20 protein-coding genes are annotated in these 19,221 nt (G+C 51.9%); all 20 read left to right on the forward strand.

The window, feature by feature from the left end:
- Positions 1–309: 309 nt before the first annotated feature.
- Positions 310–627, forward strand: a complete 318-nt coding sequence (locus UNDYM_RS08130; protein ID WP_162040596.1) for an HNH endonuclease — start codon at positions 310–312, stop codon at positions 625–627.
- Between the two features lie 122 nt (positions 628–749).
- Entirely contained in the window at positions 750–1,247 is a 498-nt protein-coding gene (locus UNDYM_RS08135; RefSeq protein ID WP_162040597.1) for a phage terminase small subunit P27 family, read from the forward strand.
- Entirely contained in the window at positions 1,213–2,922 is a 1,710-nt protein-coding gene (locus tag UNDYM_RS08140; RefSeq protein WP_162040598.1) for a terminase large subunit, read from the forward strand. The genes UNDYM_RS08135 and UNDYM_RS08140 overlap by 35 nt, the downstream gene beginning before the upstream one ends.
- On the forward strand, positions 2,922–4,145 hold the full coding sequence (locus tag UNDYM_RS08145) for a phage portal protein (RefSeq protein WP_162040599.1): 1,224 nt from the start codon (positions 2,922–2,924) through the stop codon (positions 4,143–4,145). The genes UNDYM_RS08140 and UNDYM_RS08145 overlap by 1 nt, the downstream gene beginning before the upstream one ends.
- Positions 4,142–4,792: an HK97 family phage prohead protease gene (locus tag UNDYM_RS08150; protein WP_162040600.1), complete on the forward strand. Its 651-nt coding sequence runs from the start codon at positions 4,142–4,144 to the stop codon at positions 4,790–4,792. Before UNDYM_RS08145 ends, UNDYM_RS08150 begins: the two co-directional genes overlap by 4 nt.
- A gap of 59 nt (positions 4,793–4,851) precedes the next feature.
- Positions 4,852–6,075 carry a phage major capsid protein gene (locus UNDYM_RS08155; RefSeq protein WP_162040601.1) on the forward strand — a complete coding sequence of 408 codons (1,224 nt, stop codon included), beginning with the start codon at positions 4,852–4,854 and terminating at the stop codon, positions 6,073–6,075.
- 82 nt (positions 6,076–6,157) lie between these two features.
- On the forward strand, positions 6,158–6,589 hold the full coding sequence (locus tag UNDYM_RS08160; RefSeq protein ID WP_162040602.1) for a hypothetical protein: 432 nt from the start codon (positions 6,158–6,160) through the stop codon (positions 6,587–6,589).
- Positions 6,590–6,672: 83 nt separating this feature from the next.
- Positions 6,673–7,407 carry a hypothetical protein gene (locus UNDYM_RS08165; protein WP_162040603.1) on the forward strand — a complete coding sequence of 245 codons (735 nt, stop codon included), beginning with the start codon at positions 6,673–6,675 and terminating at the stop codon, positions 7,405–7,407.
- A 13-nt stretch (positions 7,408–7,420) separates the two neighbouring features.
- Entirely contained in the window at positions 7,421–7,630 is a 210-nt protein-coding gene (locus UNDYM_RS08170; RefSeq protein ID WP_162040604.1) for a hypothetical protein, read from the forward strand.
- Entirely contained in the window at positions 7,627–8,580 is a 954-nt protein-coding gene (locus UNDYM_RS08175; protein ID WP_162040605.1) for a hypothetical protein, read from the forward strand. Before UNDYM_RS08170 ends, UNDYM_RS08175 begins: the two co-directional genes overlap by 4 nt.
- Positions 8,577–8,921, forward strand: a complete 345-nt coding sequence (locus UNDYM_RS08180) for a head-tail adaptor protein (RefSeq protein WP_162040606.1) — start codon at positions 8,577–8,579, stop codon at positions 8,919–8,921. Before UNDYM_RS08175 ends, UNDYM_RS08180 begins: the two co-directional genes overlap by 4 nt.
- Entirely contained in the window at positions 8,921–9,418 is a 498-nt protein-coding gene (locus UNDYM_RS08185) for an HK97-gp10 family putative phage morphogenesis protein (protein WP_162040607.1), read from the forward strand. The genes UNDYM_RS08180 and UNDYM_RS08185 overlap by 1 nt, the downstream gene beginning before the upstream one ends.
- Before the next feature lie 10 nt (positions 9,419–9,428).
- A complete protein-coding gene (locus tag UNDYM_RS08190) occupies positions 9,429–10,028 on the forward strand; it encodes a hypothetical protein (RefSeq protein WP_162040608.1) in 600 nt (199 codons plus the stop codon).
- Entirely contained in the window at positions 10,028–10,423 is a 396-nt protein-coding gene (locus UNDYM_RS08195; RefSeq protein WP_162040609.1) for a DUF3168 domain-containing protein, read from the forward strand. Before UNDYM_RS08190 ends, UNDYM_RS08195 begins: the two co-directional genes overlap by 1 nt.
- Positions 10,424–10,502: 79 nt before the next feature.
- Positions 10,503–10,964 carry a hypothetical protein gene (locus tag UNDYM_RS08200; protein ID WP_162040610.1) on the forward strand — a complete coding sequence of 154 codons (462 nt, stop codon included), beginning with the start codon at positions 10,503–10,505 and terminating at the stop codon, positions 10,962–10,964.
- Between the two features lie 140 nt (positions 10,965–11,104).
- Positions 11,105–11,533 (forward strand): hypothetical protein, encoded by a 429-nt coding sequence (locus tag UNDYM_RS08205; protein ID WP_162040611.1) that lies wholly within the window; start codon positions 11,105–11,107, stop codon positions 11,531–11,533.
- A 35-nt stretch (positions 11,534–11,568) separates the two neighbouring features.
- Entirely contained in the window at positions 11,569–11,967 is a 399-nt protein-coding gene (locus UNDYM_RS08210) for a hypothetical protein (protein WP_162040612.1), read from the forward strand.
- A 41-nt stretch (positions 11,968–12,008) separates the two neighbouring features.
- Positions 12,009–17,450: a hypothetical protein gene (locus tag UNDYM_RS08215; RefSeq protein WP_162040613.1), complete on the forward strand. Its 5,442-nt coding sequence runs from the start codon at positions 12,009–12,011 to the stop codon at positions 17,448–17,450.
- Entirely contained in the window at positions 17,447–18,367 is a 921-nt protein-coding gene (locus tag UNDYM_RS08220; RefSeq protein ID WP_162040614.1) for a hypothetical protein, read from the forward strand. The genes UNDYM_RS08215 and UNDYM_RS08220 overlap by 4 nt, the downstream gene beginning before the upstream one ends.
- Positions 18,367–19,209: a hypothetical protein gene (locus tag UNDYM_RS08225; RefSeq protein ID WP_162040615.1), complete on the forward strand. Its 843-nt coding sequence runs from the start codon at positions 18,367–18,369 to the stop codon at positions 19,207–19,209. Before UNDYM_RS08220 ends, UNDYM_RS08225 begins: the two co-directional genes overlap by 1 nt.
- The last annotated feature ends 12 nt before the right edge of the window (positions 19,210–19,221 follow it).

Genomic DNA, 19,221 nt, shown 5'->3' on the forward strand with positions numbered 1-19,221 from the left:
CAGCTAAAGTTGTGTAGTTGCGACTAAAGCAGTTGTAAGTAAATCAAGCCCTGTCGAAAGACGGGGCTTTTTTGTTGGTGTTTGCCTGTAGTACAGCCGTCGTTAGTCTCCTTGGTAGTGATTGCCCCGCTTGTTCATTCAAGTGGGGCTTTTTATTTTGGGGTATGAAATGCCAACAAAAGAACAGGTGAGGGAGTGGCTTAAGAAGGAAGTTCAAGCTAAGCGCCCGCCACCTGATATGAAGGAAATTCGCAGGCAGTTAGGCTGGAATTTGATCGAAGCATCAAGGAAGGCAAGAGTCAAGCGCTGATGGCAAAAGGAATATACAAGCACTTGTATAACACAAAGCAATGGTATCGCTTGAGGTACCATCAGCTTACTAAAAAACCTGAATGTGAATACTGCGCGAAACTCAACAGGATAACGCCAGCAACAGTTGCTGATCACAAGCGACCACATCGTGGTAATGAAACCTTGTTCTATGACCCTGAGAATCTTCAGTCATTATGTAAGCCATGCCACGATGGGGCAAAGCAACAACTTGAAAAGTCAGGCACGTTACGTGGATGCGATATTAACGGCATTCCGATTGATGAAAACCATCACTGGCACCATCCAAAAAATTGATGCCTCACTATGATAGGGCGGGTCAAATCTTTGGGCGAAAGAAACTAAAGACCGCTTCGATACCTTTCTTTGCATAACCGCGAAATTGATAGGGGTAGGGGTCAGGTTGCATAGGGGTAAATATGAAGGGTAGAACGCCAAAACCATCTGCACTCAAGCTGGTTGGCGGTAATGCGGGTAAGCGAAAAACCAATAAGCAAGAGCCTGACCCGGATTACCTGGCCGATCTTGATCCGCCAAGCTGGCTGCCGGAGCGCGCCAAAATCGTATGGCGCGAAATCGCACCGAAGCTATCGCGGGCAAAGCTGCTGACTGAAATTGACGTCGAGCTGGTTGCACAAGGCTGCGTGGCAATCGCAAATTTTCGTTTGTCAGTGACCAAGGCTGGTGATGACCTGGTCAAGCCTGGTCAGACTGAGACTGACGAGCACGGCAAGGAAGTCCAGATCAAAGGCGAAAGCCTCAGCCCCTGGCTGATCGTACAGAGCATGAGCTTCAAGCAAGCAAATTTAGTATTCCAACAATTCGGCATGTCCCCCGCAGCGCGTACACGTATCGCGGTACAGCCGCAGGGAGATTTATTCGGTGGCGGAAACGACAAAACGGCGGACTACTTCTGACCGCGTCACCGCCTATGCCAAAAGCGTAGTAGCAAAAAAAGTAGTTGCCGGTCCCCATGTACGCGATGCCTGTGCCCGCCACCTGCGTGACCTTGAAGACGGACCAGCCCGTGGCCTCAAGTGGGACAAGGCTCTGGCCGCCAGGGCAATTGGATTTTTTGAAGATGTGCTGCGCCTCAACGGCGGCCAGTTCGAGGGCAAGCCCTTCGAGCTGCAACCTTGGCAAGCCTTCATCGTTGGTAGCCTCTTCGGCTGGCTTGGCCCCGATGGTTTCCGCCGCTTTCGCGTCGCCTATATCGAGACCGCCAAGGGATCGGGAAAGTCCCCGCTTGCCGCTGGCATAGGTCTCTACGGGCTTGTTTCTGATGGTGAAGCCCGGGCAGAAATCTATGCCGCCGCCACAAAAAAAGACCAGGCGCAAATCCTGTTTCGCGATGCCATCGCCATGGTGGATCAGTCGCCAGCGCTGCGTAACCGGCTTGAAAAAGCTGGCAGCCCAGGCAAGGAATGGAATTTAGCCTACCAGAAAACAGCATCCTTCTTCCGCCCGATAGCGGCAGACGAAGGTCAGTCAGGCCCGCGCCCACACATCGCCCTGATTGACGAAGTACACGAACATCGTAACGGTCACGTCATCGACATGATGCGAGCCGGTACCAAGTTCCGCCAGCAAGCGATGATCGTCATGATCACCAACAGCGGCACCAACAAGCAAACAGTCTGCTGGGAGAATCACGAATACGGCGCCAAGGTCAGCGCCGGGCAATTGCAAGACGATGCCTACTTCGCCTACATCTGCGCACTCGATATAGGTGATGACCCGTTTAAAGATGAAAAATGCTGGGACAAAGTCAATCCCAGTCTGAAGTACGGTATCCCAGGCCTCAAATACCTGCGCGAACAGGTGACAGAAGCACGCGGAATGCCCTCGAAAGAGTCTGTAGTCAGGCGTCTAAACTTCTGCCAATGGACCGCAGCAGAGTCACCATGGTTACCGCCAGAGGTCTGGTTTGATTGTGCAGACCCAGATAGCCTGCCAATCAGCCAATTTTATGGCAGGGCAGGCACAGCAGGGCTAGATTTATCCAGCACAACTGACCTTACAGCCCTGGTTTTAACACTGGATCCCACGGAAGACGACCAGTTCACAAGGCTAATCCCGTTTTTCTGGCTGCCAGGAGATGGGCTTAGTGACAAGGCCGCCAAAGACCGCGTGCCTTACCTCGCATGGCGAGATGCAGGTCACTTGGAAGCGGTACCCGGTAGAGCAATCAACAAACTGCACGTGGCCCACAAGCTCAGCGAACTATGTGGGCTATTTGAGATACGCAAAATCAGCTATGACCGATGGCGCATTGAAGATTTCAAAAATCTGATTGAGAACGAAGGGCTAAGCATAGCCCCGCTAGAACCCTTCGGCCAAGGCTTCAAAGACATGGCCCCAGCAGTAGACGAATTCGAACGCAAATTGCTCGAAAGTGAAATCAGGCACAACAACAACCCCGTCATGACCTGGTGCATGGCAAATGCAGTCGTTGTCAGCGACCCAGCAGGCAACCGCAAGATCGCCAAAGAACGCGCAACAGGCCGGGTGGATGGCGCTGTGGCGGCAGTAATGGCAGTCGGCTTGCTGACAAACGCAGTGCAAGAGAAAAGTTTTTGGGAGAAAAATTAGTGTCGATATTCAAGCACCTGTGGCCACAGCGGAAAAAGTCGCTGTCCACCTGGGATGTGTTTCGTGACATGGTCAGGGGTATGCTCAGCTTTGCTGGCAAATCCGTCACCGTAGAAAACGCAATCAAGGTGTCGGCTGTCTTTTCCTGCTGCCGTGTCATCGGCGAAGGCGTAGCGCAAGTGCCACTCAAACTGATGCAGGTCAGTAAAGATGGTAAGAAGCGAGTTCCTGCAGTTGACCATCCACTGTATGACGTACTCGCCAACAGGCCAAACGGCTGGCAAACCAGCTTTGAATATCGTGAGATGCTTGCCTGGCATGTAGTGCTTTGTGGGCAAGCATTTTCCTTCATCAACCGCAGTGGTAGCGGCAACATTTTAGAGCTGATTCCGTTTGAGCCAGGCCAGGTCACCGTCAAACGTGCCGAAGACTGGTCACTCACCTACGAGGTTCGGGGCAAAAACGGTGATTTCCAAACCTTCAAGCAAGACCAGATTTGGCACCTGCGCGGCCCAAGCTGGAACGGCTGGCAAGCCCTCAGCCCAGTCACTCTGGCGCGTGAAGCAATCGGTTTGGCAATGGCTACAGAAGAATCTGTTGGCAGGCTTCACAGCAATGGTGTTCGTCCATCTGGCATGTACTCTGTCGAAGGTAGTTTGAATGAAACTCAGCATGCATCGTTAGAAAAGTGGGTTCACGAAAATAACGCAGGCGTAGAAAACACAGGCAAGCCACTGATACTCGACCGTAGTGCCAAATGGATCAACACCCAAATGTCAGGTGTTGATGCCCAGTCGCTCGAAACCCGTAAATTCCAGATCGAAGAAATATGCCGCTTTGCCCGCGTCCTGCCCATCATGGTGGGTTACAGCGACAAGGCCGCCACCTTCGCCAGTGCAGAACAAATGTTCCTGGCCCACGTTGTGCACACACTGGCACCCTGGTACACAAGATTTGAACAATCCATCGACGCCAACCTCCTGACTGACAAAGACCGCAAAGCCGGTTACTACTCCAACTTCGTTGAAGAAGGCATGATGCGCGGCAGTCTGAAAGACACAAAAGATTACCTGCTCGGCCTCGTCAACGGCGGTCTCATGACCCCGAACGAAGGCCGCGGCAAGCTTGACCTCAACCCGGATGATGATCCGGAAAGCGATAAATTACGAATCCCTGCCAACATCGTTGGCACAGTGCCTGACGCTCAAGGAGCAACCACATGACATTAGAAAAGCGTGACTTTGGCTTTGAGCTGAAAGACCTCAAAGAAGACGGTACATTTGAAGGCTACGGCTCTGTCTTCGGTGTGGTCGATAGTTATGATGAAGTAGTAGCACAAGGTGCATTCTCAGCGACACTAGCCGCTGGCAAAGCATCTGGGAAGATGCCCTCATTGTTGTGGCAGCACCGCAGTGCTGAGCCTATAGGAGTTTACACCTCCATGTCGGAAGACAATATCGGCCTCAAAGTCGCGGGCCAGCTTGCCCTGAAAACTGTACGTGGGGCCGAAGCTTACGAATTGCTCAAAATGAAGGCCATCAGCGGGCTGTCCATAGGCTTCGTCAGCCGTGAAGATTCATACGACCGCGTGACTGGCATTCGCACCTTAAAAGCCGTGGACTTATGGGAAGTCTCCCTGGTCACCTTTCCCGCCAACGACGCCGCCCGCGTGCAAGGCGTCAAGAGCATAGAAAAAATTGAATCAATCCGCGACGCTGAGCATTACCTGAGAGAGTCAGGTATGTCACGTGCGGAAGCCGTCGCTTTTATAGGGCGGATAAAAAGCTTTAGTCAGAGTGATTCTGATGCAAGCGACATGCAGCAAATCGTCAACGCGCTTAAGCGTAGAAACGATCTATTCGCCGCCTGAGCGGTTCATCAAATCACACAAAACCGCCTTCTGGGCGGTTTTTTTATGAAGGAAAAATTATGCCAACCGCAAACGAAGTCGCAGAACTCATTCAAAAGCAGGGTGAGGCCTGGGAAGAATTCAAAAAAACCAACGATGCCCGCATCAAGGCAGTCGAAGAAAAAGGTCATGCACCCGCAGAATTCGACGCCAAGCTGGGTAAAATCAACGACGACATGGCAGAGATTCGCAAGTCTCTGGTCGAGATTGAGAAAAAAGCCGGTCGTCCAACAGTTGGCGATGATGGCAAAGGCCCAACTGAAGACCAGATAGCCCACCGCAAAGCCTTTGCCCAGTTCATTCGCAAGGGGCATGACAGCGGTTTGAACGATCTGCAGCAAAAAGCAATGAACAGCGGCAGCGACCCAGACGGTGGTTACCTTGTATTGCCAGAAATGGATAAAACCATTGACCGTGTCGCGCAGATTACATGCTCCATGTATCGTCTGGCAAACGTCGTCACCATCGGCACCAAGCAGTATCAAAAAATGGTGAAAAAATCCGGTATGTCCATGCGCCGTGTAGATGATGGTGGCACAGGCGGCGAAACGACTGAACCAACCTACGCAAAAATGCTGATCGATGTTTTCCCTGCAGAAGTTGAGCCATGGGTGTACAACGAAACGCTGGAAGATGCATTCATTGACCTGGAATCTGATCTGGCAATGGAAGCAGCCATTGGCTTTGCGGAAGGTTCCGGTGCTGAATTCATCACTGGTGACGGTGTCGGTAAATCTCGCGGCATCACGGCCTACGACAATGTTGCAAACTCTGCTTATGCATGGGGCAAAGTTGGCTACATCACCTCCGGCAAGTCTGCTGCGTTTGCCTCCGTCGCGCCAGGTGACAAAATCATTAGCCTTCAACACGCATTGAAGGCGCAGTACCGCCCTAATGCCGCATGGCTGACAAACGACGCCACACTGGGCATCATCCGTCAGATGAAAGATGGCTCAGGTAACTACTACCTGTGGCAGCCAGACACCGCTGGCGCCTTCGGTGGTCGCATCCTTGGTCATACTGTCGAAGTGGACGATAACCTGGCAGACATTGCTGCCGGTTCGTTCTCGCTGGCTTTCGGTGACTTCAAGCGCGCCTATACCATCGTAAATCGCTCCGGTACCACGCTGATCCGCGACAATATCACCGCCAAAGGCACTACAAAATTCAACTTCCGTAAGCGTTTCGGTGCCGGAATCACGAATTTTGAAGCGCTCAAACTGATGAAATTCGCGACTTCCTAAGCAATTTCACGCAAATCAATGCACAAAAAGGCCAGTCAATCTGGCCTTTTTCATGCCAAAAATCCATTCTGAAAGGCAAAAAATGAATGATCTGCACAACAATTCGCGTGCAAAAGTCGCGATTATCCCCACTCAACTGGGTACAACAGGCGCTATCACCGGCAGCGTGATTGACCGTCAGGGCTACGGCGGTGTCGAATTCCTGATCACCTACGGTTCCATCACCACAACCGGTACCAATGTCGCCGTCATCGTTAAAGAAGGCAACGTTACCGGTACGCTGACCAGTGTCGCTGATGCTGACCTGCTCGGTACCGAAACCCTGGCAGCATTGCTGGCAGCAACGCCACGCACTGCCGGCACAACCAAAGAAGTGACCAAGCGCATCGGCTACAAGGGCAACAAGCGCTACGTCTCCGTCAACCTCAACCACACTGGTGCCACATCCGTGGGCTACGTCTGCGCAGAAGCTCTGCTGCATTCGCCAGCGATCAGCCCAACTGCCAATCCTTAATCGCTGGCTCGCCAATAGGGCGCGTGCTCACTCCATGCGCCGCCGTGCAACTCGGCACCCAACCTATTTCGAGTGAGGAAATAATGTCTGAACAAGTGCAAGAGCGTCATATAGCAATACTCGGCCTGGGGCCATCCCTCGACCAGTACCTTGAATTAACCAAACGTTTGGGCGGACGCTCCAACTTCTGCGACGAAACCTGGGCAATCAATGCCCTGGGTGATGTCTTCGCTTGTGATTTGGTGTTCCACATGGATGATGTCCGCATACAAGAGATACGCGCAGCAGCAGCTCCAGATTCCAATATAGCTGCCATGGTCAAGTGGTTAAAAACCACAAAAACGCCAGTCATGACCAGCCGTGTACATGAAGGTTACCCCAGCCTGCAAGCCTTCCCTCTGGAGGAAGTGCTTAACAATCTGGGTCACGACTACTTCAACAGCACAGCCGCCTATGCCGTGGCCTATGCCATCCATGTGGGCGCAACAAAGATCAGCCTGTTTGGCATGGACTTCACCTACCCCAATGTGCACGACGCAGAAAAGGGCAGGGCATGTGTTGAATTCTGGTTGGGCACAGCCCACGCCTACGGCATCAAGCTCAATATGCCCAATAACACTACGCTGATGGATGCAAACTACCCGCAGGCCGCCAGGCTGTATGGGTATGACACGTTGAACGTGGGCTTTAACGTACAGGAAGATGGAGAGTTGAAGCTTAATTTCACTCCTAAAGAAACACTGCCCACGGCAGAGCAGATCGAAAAAAACTACGATCACTCCGCCCCCATCGCCAAACAGCATTTATCCCTCACCTGAATCAGGAGAAACCATGCGCTGCAAAATTTTACAAGACTTCAAAGGAAGTCAAGACGGTCGCTTTGCTGAGAATTTCACAGCAGGCTCAGAAGCCGACCTGTCTGAATACCTCATGGCCAATGCCGACCCCAGTTGGTTTGAACCGGCAGAAGACCGCCAGGCAGATTTGCTTGAAAACAAAGCCATCATCACCACCCCAAAAGCCACGCCTAAGAAAAAATGACCATCGTCGTCTACCAAGGCCCAGCCACTGAGCCAGTTTCTGTTGCTGAAGTCATGGCGCATTTGCGCCTCGACGACTCTAACAAAGAGCCAGCAGCCGGTGCACTGACACCCGCCATGGCATCTCCAGTTGCACCAGGCAATGTCAACAACGGTGTGCACCGTTACCGCGTCACCTTCGTGACTGCGGATGGTGAAACGCAGGCGGGCACCATATCGGCAGCTGCCAATGTGGTAGACAAAACAGTCAATGGCCAGGTAACGCTAACGGCCATTCCTGTTGGTGGTTCCATGGTTACCGCCCGCAAGGTCTATCGCACTATTGCTGGTGGCAGCACCTATCTGTTGCTGACTACTCTCAGCAACAATACTGCCACCACCTATACAGACAATATTGCCGATGCGGATCTGGGCGCAGAAGCCCCCAGCACCAACAGCACGGCAGACCCATTGGTCAGGATGTTGATCACAGCAGCTCGCCAGCATGCAGAGCAAGAGTTGCGCCGCTACCTGGTCACCCAGACGCTGGACAGCTATTACGACAGCTTCCCGCGCTACTGCAACCCACGCTTTACAGACCCGGATATCCGCCTGCCACCCTTGCAAACTGTGTCTGCCATCACCTACATCGATGGCGATGGTAATACGCAGACACTGGCAGAAGAAAAGTACATTGTTGACGCAGCCAGCATACCTGCCCGCATCATGCCCGCCTATGGCTGCGCCTGGCCTACAACGCGCCAGCAGATCAATGCCGTCAAGGTGCGCTTCGTCGGTGGTTATGGTGATGCAAGCGCGGTGCCAGCGTGCATTAAACACTGGATGCTGGTACGCATAGGCACCATGTGGGAAGTGCGCCAGCAGTTCGTTGCGGGGCTTACGTTTGATCAGTTGCCAGCAAGCTTCATCGATTGCCTGCTGGACCCAGAAAAGGTGCATGGTCGTCTATGAACATCGGTTCCCTTGATCGCCGCTGCCGGGTTGAATACAAACAGTCAGGCAACGATGCCGACTATGGCAGCGAAGTGCCAAACTGGGCACTGCTGGGCGTGTTCTATTGCAACGTGCAAGATATTTTGCCGTCCAAGTCCAGTGAAACGACCAGGGGCGATAAATTGCAGGTCAATGTCAGCCGTACCCGCATCCGCATGCGGTACCGCACTGATATCAATGCCACTATGCGCATCATCATCGACAGGCCAAACCCTGTGACCTACCAGATCGTGACCGACCCGGCAGAGATAGGCAAAAAAGACGGCATCGAATTTTTGGTAGAAAGGTACTCAAGCTAATGGCAGCTTTTACCAACATCAAAGGCGGCGATGAACTGCAAAAGTTCCTTGATCAGCTGCCCGCCAAGATAGAAGCCAACATCATGCGCTCATCCCTGCGCGCCGGGGCCAAGGTTATTTTGGATGCCGCAAAAGAAAATGTACCCGTAGAACATGGCGACCTGCGCGCCAGCCTGCGCATCAGCACCCGCAGCAAGCGCGGCGTTGTTACTGCCACCGTCAAGGCAGGCAGTAAAAAAGCCTTTTACTGGCGTTTTGTTGAATTTGGCACCGCTGCCCATGGCATTAAGCCAAAAAAGGCCGCATCGCTATTGTTTGGCAATGTTTTTGCAGAATCTGTCCTACACCCTGGTGCAAGGGCAAAACCCTACATGCGCCCCGCGCTGGATACGCAAGCTGGTGCAGCAATTCAGGCAGTCGGTGAAGCAATCAAAAAGCGCCTCACCAAGCAAGGCATCAACGCCTCAGACACAGAATTTACTGTCGAAAAAGACTAACAGGACCATCATGACTACACCTTTCAATCTTGACCAGGCATGGTCAGGGCAAACTGTTGCCATCCTTGCCGCAGGCCCCAGCATGAGCCAAGCCGTGGCAGACGCCATGCGCCAGCATCGCTGCATCGCCCTTAATCACACGGTTGCTCTGGCCCCCTGGGCTGACCTGTTCCTTGCTCTCGACCCTGGCCCCACCTTCCTGGCGCAAGCGCCAGATTTCGCAGGCATCAAGGTCTGCGGCATTGATGACCCCGATACAGATGCCCTCTACGCAGGCCTCATGTACGAGCGTGTAGATATCGGCCCCGCCCACCAGGTAGAAATCCGCAACAACGGTCTGGCCGCCATTCGCATTGCCGTGCGCATGGGTGCCGCAAAGATCATCCTCTGCGGCTTCGACCCGCAAGAGCGCGGCTACTACACAGGCGAGCTGTCAGAGCTTGAGCAAGCCTACATGGCCACAGTAGAAGGTGAGACCTACCCCGGCCTCACAGTAGGCCTGCAAGCCATCACCGCAGAGCTGCAAGCCGCTGGCATTGTGGTCGAGCACTACAAGCCAGAGCAGGTAGAGCCACCCAAAGCAGAAAAGCGTAAAAACAAGGCCGCCTGATGTCTGACGTAAAGGTCATCCGCTACCTGCTGGCAAACAATGCGCCGCTGACAGCGGTCGTGGCCGCCAGCAAGATCATGGCAGGTCTGGTGCCAGAGGGTACCGAACTGCCAGCTATTGCCATCAACCATATTTCAGGATGGTGGTACGGCGAAATATCAGAACAAAGCAAAACCTGCCGCGCCCGGGTGCAAATTACCGTCATGGCCAGCAGCTACCCAGAGCAAAAACAAATCATGCGCCTGGTGCGCGCAGCCGTACCACGTACCAGGGGCAGCATCGCAGGTGTCACAGTAGATAGCATCCTGCGCGAACCAGATGGCCCAGACTTCAGGGATGACGAGTTAGGCATCTTCATGCAAACACAAGACTTCTTCGTCACCTTTAGCGAATAGAACAAGCAGTACCAGTTACCTCCACCGCCACCTTTTGGGTGGCTTTTTCATTTGTACCACCCAATCGAAAGGAAACACCATGCCCGCACATACCGCTGCAGCAAGTTTTACCGATACCATCTACGCCATCTCTGCCAGCCTGCCAGCGTCATACGATGCTTCTGGCTATGGCTCCACCAACATCACCTACACCACCATCGGCAAGGTATCTGCTTTCCTGCCTTATGGCTCCAAGCGCCCGATCAATAAATTCAACCCTATTGCTGGTGCTGTAGAAAAATCCAAAGGCTCCCCAGACTATGGCGAAGGTGACCTGGTCTGTGCAGATGTACCGGCAGATGCTGGTCAGGTCATTCTCAAGGCTGCAGAAGCTTCACCAAATCACTACAGCATGAAAATCACCTACCCAGATGGCGAAGTGCATTACCTCGATGTGTTGGTAGCTGGTTGGGAATTGTCCGGTTCCAAAGAAGGCGAATTCATGACTCGCACCGCCATGATCGGTATCTGCAAAGCCCCGGTCGTCGTCGCTGCTTCTTAATCAAACAGGACTCCTCAATTTTGAGGAGTCCCCTACTTTCGGGCGCAAGTCCATCCTCGTACCGACCTGCCTGATGTCTTCCTTTCGCGGGGAGCATCGGGCGGGCACGGGCATTTAACATCAACGCGAAAGAGAAAATTATGTCAAGTATCAAAAAATATGCCCTGCAATCCACAGGTATCTTGCATCTGCGTGACGGTAATGAAGAACTCATGTATGCAGACAATGTAGACGGTCAGCCAGATCTGAATCGCCCCATGCGTGCGCATTTGTTTGGCCCTGGTACTAAAGTCTATGCTGCTGCCAAAGCACAAGCGCAAAACCGCGCTATGGACAGGCTCAAGAAAAAAGGCAAGTCTGATATGACAGCGGAAGACCAGGCTAAAGAAACTGCGCAATTCCTGGCTGCCTGTACCAAAGAGCTCGAAAACGTCGAATATGATGGTTTGACAGGTCGTGATTTGCATATTGCCATTTATACCGATCTTGAATTGTGCTTTGTGCCGGCGCAAATTGATAAATGGCTGGCTGATACAGCAAATTTTACCAAGGCATCGCCGACGACTTAAGTCTCTATATCAGGCATAGCGCATGGTTAAGCGCTGTGCCTGATCGCGCGCCAGACGATAAATCAAAAATTCCTCTGGTGTCGCGCCTGCAAAGTTTGCGCGATGCGACAAAAAATCCTGAGCTGAATCCACCGATGCCGGAGTTAGTCGGCGGTGAATATCTGATTGAGTACCTTTTTTCAGTTGGGCCCAGTGTAGGTGAGGGTGCTATTTCCTATTCAGAACTGCAATGCTATCAATCGCTGATGGGTTTTGATCTGTCGCCGTGGGAATGTCTGACATTGCGCAGGCTATCTATTGATTACATTAACGAGTCTCACCGTGCAAAGGCGATAAATTGCAAGGCCCCATGGCAACCAGAAGAAAATAACATCGACAACTATCTGGCGGCGCTCAGATCAAAAGAAGCAATACGCAGTCTTGCAAAAATGTGATGCAACAAACCCGCTTCGGCGGGTTTTTTATTGGATAAAACATGAACGTCGGAACCCTTGAAATACAGTTGATGGCAAACATGGCCAGGCTGCAAAAGGATATGGAAGACGCCAAGCGCACTGTAGGGGGTGCCATGGCTTCCATTGAATCCGCCGTCAATATGGCAAAGGCTGCTATCACAGGTCTTGCTGCTGGTATGTCTGTCAATGCGTTCATTGGTTTGATTCGCGGTGCGATTGAGGCAAAGGCCGGTCTGCAACAGCTGTCAGAACAAACCGGTTCAACTGTTGAATCGTTGTCTGCATTAAAAAGTGTGGCAAAACTGTCAGACACTTCCATGGAAAACGTGGCAGCTGTCATCAATAAATTATCCAAATCCATGGTCGCGTCAAAAGACCCGGCTAGCGCTGCCGCGCAGGCATTCAAAAGCCTGGGTATTTCTGGGCAAGAGATAGCTGCCAACATGGATGACCCAGCAAAAATGCTGCTGGTGATGGCAAAGCACCTGGATAACTTTAAAGATGGTGCGGGTAAAACGACAGTCGAACTGGAGTTAATGGGTAAAGGTGTGGCGAGCATTCTTCCAATGCTAAAAGACCTTGCCGAGCACAATGAGCTCGTCGGAAAAACTACCAGTGCGCAGGCGGCAGAAGCTGATAAGTTCGAAAAAATAATGGTGCAGATGGGCGGTAAGTGGAAAGGTATCTATTCCATCATCGCTGATGAAATTCTGCCGACATTGAATGAATTTTTTGGCGCCATGCTCAAAGGTGGTGGTATTGCCAAAACACTGACTGAATATGTTCGTCAGTTAGCGAAAGAAGGAAAGATTCGCGAATGGGCTGAATCAGCAAGAATTGCAATCGAAGCCTTGATGGCAGTCGTCAAGCCAGCGACGCTCATCATGGCTGCATACATCGCCATTTTCGTAGCTGCCCCGGCAGTGATAGGCGCAACAACTGCAGCTTTTACTGCTCTGTACGGTGTGATGGGTAGATTTGTTGTCGGCATGGTAGCTGGTCAGGCTTCCACAGTTGGTCTCAACACCGCTCTATTTGGCACATCAGTTGCTGCTGAGATAGCAGCTGGTTCTCTGACAAAAATGGCTGTCCTGGGCGGCGTATTGTTCGCAGCTTTTGCAGGCTGGCAAATTGGCACTGTTCTGAGAGAGCAGTTTCTTGAGGCAAGATTGGCTGGGCTAACATTCATTGCCCTGATGTTGAAGGGGTGGGAAGACTTGAGATATGGTGCTGAAATAGCATGGGAAGCCATCAAGTTTGCATGGGAAAAAACCATCAATACCATGAAGGTGCTATTTGCTGGTTACCTCACCACCGTGGCAACTGGCTTAAAGACAGTTGGCGCAACCGCAGTTGCAAGCCAGGTTGCCGACTATGCAGATGGACTAAGAGCTGCTGCTGCCTCGCAAAAGACTTTTGCAGAGCAAACTGCAGGAATCACTGCCGCACATAAGCAGGCTATATCCGCCATCGATGACGATATCGTCGCAACCATGGCATGGGAAATGGCAAATGACAAGGCATCAAAAAAAGCGGCCGACGTTTCTGATTCAATTAAGAAGAGCAAGGATGAAGTTAAGGCAGCGTCACAAGGTAATACTGCTGCCAATCAAAAGGAGCAAGAGGCCTATAACACACTAATTTCTGCCATCAAGGCCAAAACAGAAGAAAACCGACTTGAACTTTTGATAGGTGAAAACGCTTCTGAAAGTCAAAAGGAACTGATCAAACTTGATCAGCAGCTAGCGTCAGGGAAACTGGTGCTGACTGCCGCACATGAAGCCGCGGTCAGAGCAGCCATTAAAGAGCAAGAATCAACAGAGGTAATGCTCAAAACCCGAAATGCAGAAAAAGCCACACTTGAGTGGATTATCCAGAGTACCAAGGCCCGCAACGCGTCCAAAGACGCCCTGGCGAATGAGTATGCCATGTATGGCAAACTCAATGATGAAAAAGAGATTGCTCTCATCGCCTTGAAGGCCGAAGCTGAGCTTGAAGATGAGGTGAATAAGCGAAGGAAGGCCGGTATTCCTGTCACTGATGAAATGCTCAAGCGGATGAAAGAAGAAAGTGATCTAAGGGTAAAGATTGATCAGGAAAGAACAGCCCAGGGCAAAGCCCTTGGTTACGCAGAGCAGCTTGCCACTGATAACAAGCGTTTCATTGCAGAAAATATCTATGATGAAAAGGAGCGTGCTGCGGCAATTTTAGCCATTGATGCGGAAGTATGGAGTAGGCGAATAGCGATGGCTGGCGAAGGTACAGAGGCCCAGAAGAAATTACAGAAGGATTACGACATTTGGTATGGAAACCAAAGCATAAAACCTTCGCTAGAACAGCAAAAAAATATGCTGAAATCTCTTGATGATACCGCCCACGACACTTTTGTCGATATCGCGAGAAATGGTAAAAGTGCATTTGACCGCGTGACAGACACGCTTAAATCTGGCTTGCTGGATTTACTGTATCAACTGACATTTAAAAAATGGATTATCAATATTGGTACATCCATCACAGGATCGTTGGTAAGTGGTGCAGCTTCCGCAGCAGGGGCAGCAGGAGCGGCAAGCAGCGGCCTAAGTCTGTCGTCTCTCATTGGCGCTGGTGCAAATGCAATATCTGCTGCTGGTACTATGTTTGGCTCAAGTGCTATTGCGGCCTTTGGTGGCGGCCTGGCTGCCACTGCTGGTGTTGACACTGGCCTGGCTGCCATGTACGCATCTGCTGCCACTGCTGGCAATCTGTCTGCTGGTGCGGCAGCGGGTGGTGCTGTGGGCTCTGGCTTAGGCTCTATCGGTAGTACGTTGGCTGCCATCCCAGGCTGGGGCTGGGCAGCAATGGCTGCGGCTGCGGTCGCCGTTCTTGGTCAAGGTAAAGATCGCCAGTTGACAGGTGTCGGCCTGTCCGGCCAGTTGGGTACCCAAAACATCACCCGCGATGTGTCCTGGACAAAAGATGGTGGCTGGTTCCATAGCGACACAGCAGGTACCTGGAAATATAACCTCGCCAATTCTTCCACGGTTGTGGATGGGCGTAGTTATACAGATAGCGCGAGTCAACAGTCTGATCAGACATTATTGAAGGCAATCACTGTTCAATATGATGCAATGAAAAAGGCCGCCGCCGACTATGCAAAAGCGCTTGGACTAGATGCGTCATATCTGGAAAACAGAACACAAAACTTTAGTATTGCGCTTGGCACAACGACAGAAGAGATACAGAAAAATATTGCTGAGTTATTTAAGAATGTCGGTAATGACATCAGTAAAGAGTTGCTAAGCCTTGCGCCTGGTCTCGAAAAACTAGCCAAAGAAGGCGAATCAAGTTCTGAAACCGTAGCGCGACTGGTAACAGATATTGGTAACGTCAATGACACAATGAGGTTGCTCGGTGAGACAACCTATAAGCTTGATGTGTCTGGTATCAGTGCTGCCGAAAACCTGGTCAAGTTGTATGGGAGCCTGCAAAATCTCGAATCAGTATCGGCGGCATACTACGAAAAATATTATTCTGCCGCAGAAAAAGCAGCAATTGTTACCAACAACCTGACAGACCAATTTAAATCCGTTGGCTATGTGCTGCCTGATTCTCTGGCTCAATTGCGCAAATGGATTGAGGCTGCTAAAGACCTTGGCACAGAAGCCGGTGACAAAACCTATGTCGCCCTGATGCAATTGACGGGGGCTTTCGCCAGCCTGCAAGACATCAAGAAGCCAGTGGATGACAAAACCGCAGATCGCTCAGCCATCATGCTGCAGATCATGGAAGCTCAAGGACTCAGCCAGCAGGCATTGAACCTCAAGCGCCAGACTGAGCTGATGCTGATGGACGAAGAGACCCGGGCCCTGAATGAAAAGCTCGATGCAGCCTTGCGAGAAAAAGCGGCGCGTGAGCTCGCAACCCGCCAGTCAGAAATGATGGTGCAGATTCTGCAACTTGAAGGCAAGACAGCAGAAGCAGCCGCACTTCAACATAAACTCGAAATGGCAGCCACAGAGGAAGGCCTCAGGCCGCTCGCAGAACGTGTCTACCAGCTTCAACAAGAAAATGCAGCAGCAGAAGTCGCCGCGAGACATCGCACCCTTGATATTGAACTGATGCGCGCCCTGGGCAATGAAGAAGGCGCACTTGCGGCTGAGCGCGCAGACGCGCTCAAGGGCATGGATGCATACGAGCAAGGGGTTACTCAAAAAATCTGGGCAGCAGAGGCAGCAAGAGAAGCCGCAGCAAAAGCAAAGGCCGCAGCAGAGGCGGAAGCACAGAAACAGCAGCAAGCCGCGCAGGAGCTTGCTCAGGCCATGCAAAAGCAGGCAGATGAGGCAAAGGCAGCATACGACCAAAAAATCAGTGCAGACCGTGCCGCCCTGCAAGACGCCTATAACGCTGAATCAGCAGCTGTGCAGCAAGTAATTGATAAGATGGGTAACTTTGCCCAGGCCGCCCGGGCATTGCAAGAATCGCTGCGCTTCGGTTCTGACTCTGCTTTAACCCGCGCACAAAAATTTGCGGTAGCGCAAAACAATATGCCTAACATCATCGCCTCGGCACGCTCTGGTGATGTGGCAGCAGTTGACCAGCTTAAGCAATATGTCGAGCTGCTTAAAGCCAGCGCATCGTCGTCAGATGAGTATGTTGTTGGCGTTGCCAAGGTCATTGCCATTCTGGATGGTGCGGCAGATACGGCAGAGACACAGGAGTCGATTGCAAAAAGCCATCTGTCCATGCTCAAAAAACAGGTTGATGTTTTGCTGGGAGTGGATAAAAGCGTTATGTCAGTGTCCGATGCCATCGCGCAGTTAAACACTGATCTGCAAGGTGGCCTGGCTGGTGTTGCCGGGGCTGTGTATGGTCAGTATTTGGCGAACAAGCCCGCCAGTGCATCAAAATCTACCACCACAGGAATGACGCCAGATCAGATATATGGTGGCCTGCCAGGTGAGGGTGATTTGCAGGCCAAACGAGCCAGCGCAATTGCATTGAATAATGCGCGGGTGTCGCAGGTTCAAAAATACATTGATGATAACTATGCCAAAGAGGCAGGTTACAACCCGGGCAATATGGGTAACCAATATTATTTGAACCTGAATGATAAATACTATGGTGCGGGAGCTTTCGCCAATATTGCCAGAGAACTGGGCATCTTTGCGCCAAGTGATTTGCCAACAGTATCGCAATTGCCATCCTTTGATGTTGGTACCAACTATGTACCGCAAGACATGCTGGCCCTCATTCACGAAGGCGAAAAAATCACGCCAAAAGCCTACAACCACGACGCCACCTTTGAAGGCAGCCTGCGCACGCAGTTACTCGAGGAGTTGGTAGAAAGCCTGACAGAAGAGGTCAAGGGCTTGCGGGCAGAAGCAAGGGCGACGGCAATCTCTAACTCAAAAATTGAGTACGTCATGCGCAGAATGCTCGCGCCAGAAGGTGACGCAATGGCAACACGTGAGGTGCCAGCATGAGCGACGGATTAATGAAGCTAATCAAGCCCGTCACGATCACGACTGCCATGCTCACCAGTACGACCGTGGCAGAGCCCGACACAGGCGAAACCGCATGGGTGAGTGGGCATGCCTACGTCATTGGCAATGAAGTGATTGTGGTGGCACAGCACCGAAAATATATATGCATCGCCAATATCACCGGCATTGTCTCGCCCGAGCTTGACCTCACGCACTGGCAAGATATTGGCCCCACCAATGCCTGGGCCATGTTTGACCGGGCAATTGGTACCAGCACAGAAGACGCTAGCCCGCTCACCGTCGTGCTGGAGCCTGGCACGATAGGCGGCCTGGCGATGCTCGAATGTGTTGGTCGCCAAGCGCAAGTCACTTATAAGGATGCATCGGGCGGTACAACAGTCTATTCAAAAACAGTCAGCCTTGACGGCACGATTATTGGTAGTGTCTATGACTGGTTTTTTGAAGAGTACGAGCAGCTCGGTGATTTTGTGTTGACTGACCTGCCTCCGCAATACCCCAATGGTGAGCTAACCGTTTCCATCACTGCCACCGCTGGCGATGTGTCTTGCGGTGTTCTCAGTGTCGGTAGAGTCATTGAATTTGGTAAAACCCTCGACGGGGCCAAAGCCACCATAGACGACTACAGCATCAAAGAAACCAATGAGTACGGCGCCACCGATGTTGTGGAGCGCACCTACAACAGGCGCTCAAGCTTTGACGTGGTCATTGATTCGGCAGACTTTAACCGGCTCTACCGCCGCCTGTCTCAATTGCGCGCCATCCCTTGCGTCTACATCGGTGTAGATGAACTCGGCTACCAGCCATTCATCAACTACGGTTTTTTTGAAACATTTGGCATGGTCGTTTCTTACGGCACAAAAAGCCTCTGCAATCTGGAAATAAAAGGACTTACATAATGCCATTAACCCAACTAACCGCGCTTGACCGCACATCACCCACCTTTAAAGATGAGGCTGATACCTTCTTTGGGGAGGATTTGCCCCGATTTGTTGATGAGGTTAATGATCTCGAAGCCGATCTGACGACAAAGCAGGGCATAGCATCAGCCGCCGCCACAACCGCCACTACGCAAGCTGGCATTGCAACTGCTGCCGCAGGCACCGCCACTACGCAAGCTGGCATTGCAACTGCTGCCGCAGGCACCGCCGTCAATGCCCCAGGCACCATGGGTACCAGTACCACATCGGCAACGATAGGCAAGGGAAGTAAAACGCTCACTACGCAAACGGGTAAGGCCTTCCCGCTTGGCGGTTGGTTATCCATCAGTGACAGCGCCAATCCGGTGACCAACCGCATGGACAGCATCACCACGGGCTATAACAGCACAACAGGCCAGCTTGATTTTATCTGCGTCAACGCCGTGGGCAGTGGCACCATCTCTTCCTGGAATATCTCGGTCGGTGCGCAGCCAGGCCTGAAGGATTTTGATCAGAACATTGCCACGACCAGTGGTTTAAATCTGGGCCTCTATGGCGGCAACTTCCGTTCAGACAATGTCGTTACCGCTATTGCTGGTACGACTGTCGCGCTCGCCAACAATGCAACAAATTATATCGAAGTGTCAGCATCTGGCTTCTCGGCAAATACCACGGGCTTTACTGCTGGTCGCTTTCCAATTTACACGGCAGTCACCAGCGCAGGCGCCATCACAAGCATTGTTGATAAACGTGGCGATGCTGTCGGTATCGCCGCTGTCGCCAGTGCCGCGCAATCCATCTTCCTCTACATGAACTACTAAAAGGATATTCAT

Source organism: Undibacterium sp. YM2 (genome assembly GCF_009937975.1).
Classification (GTDB): domain Bacteria; phylum Pseudomonadota; class Gammaproteobacteria; order Burkholderiales; family Burkholderiaceae_D; genus Undibacterium.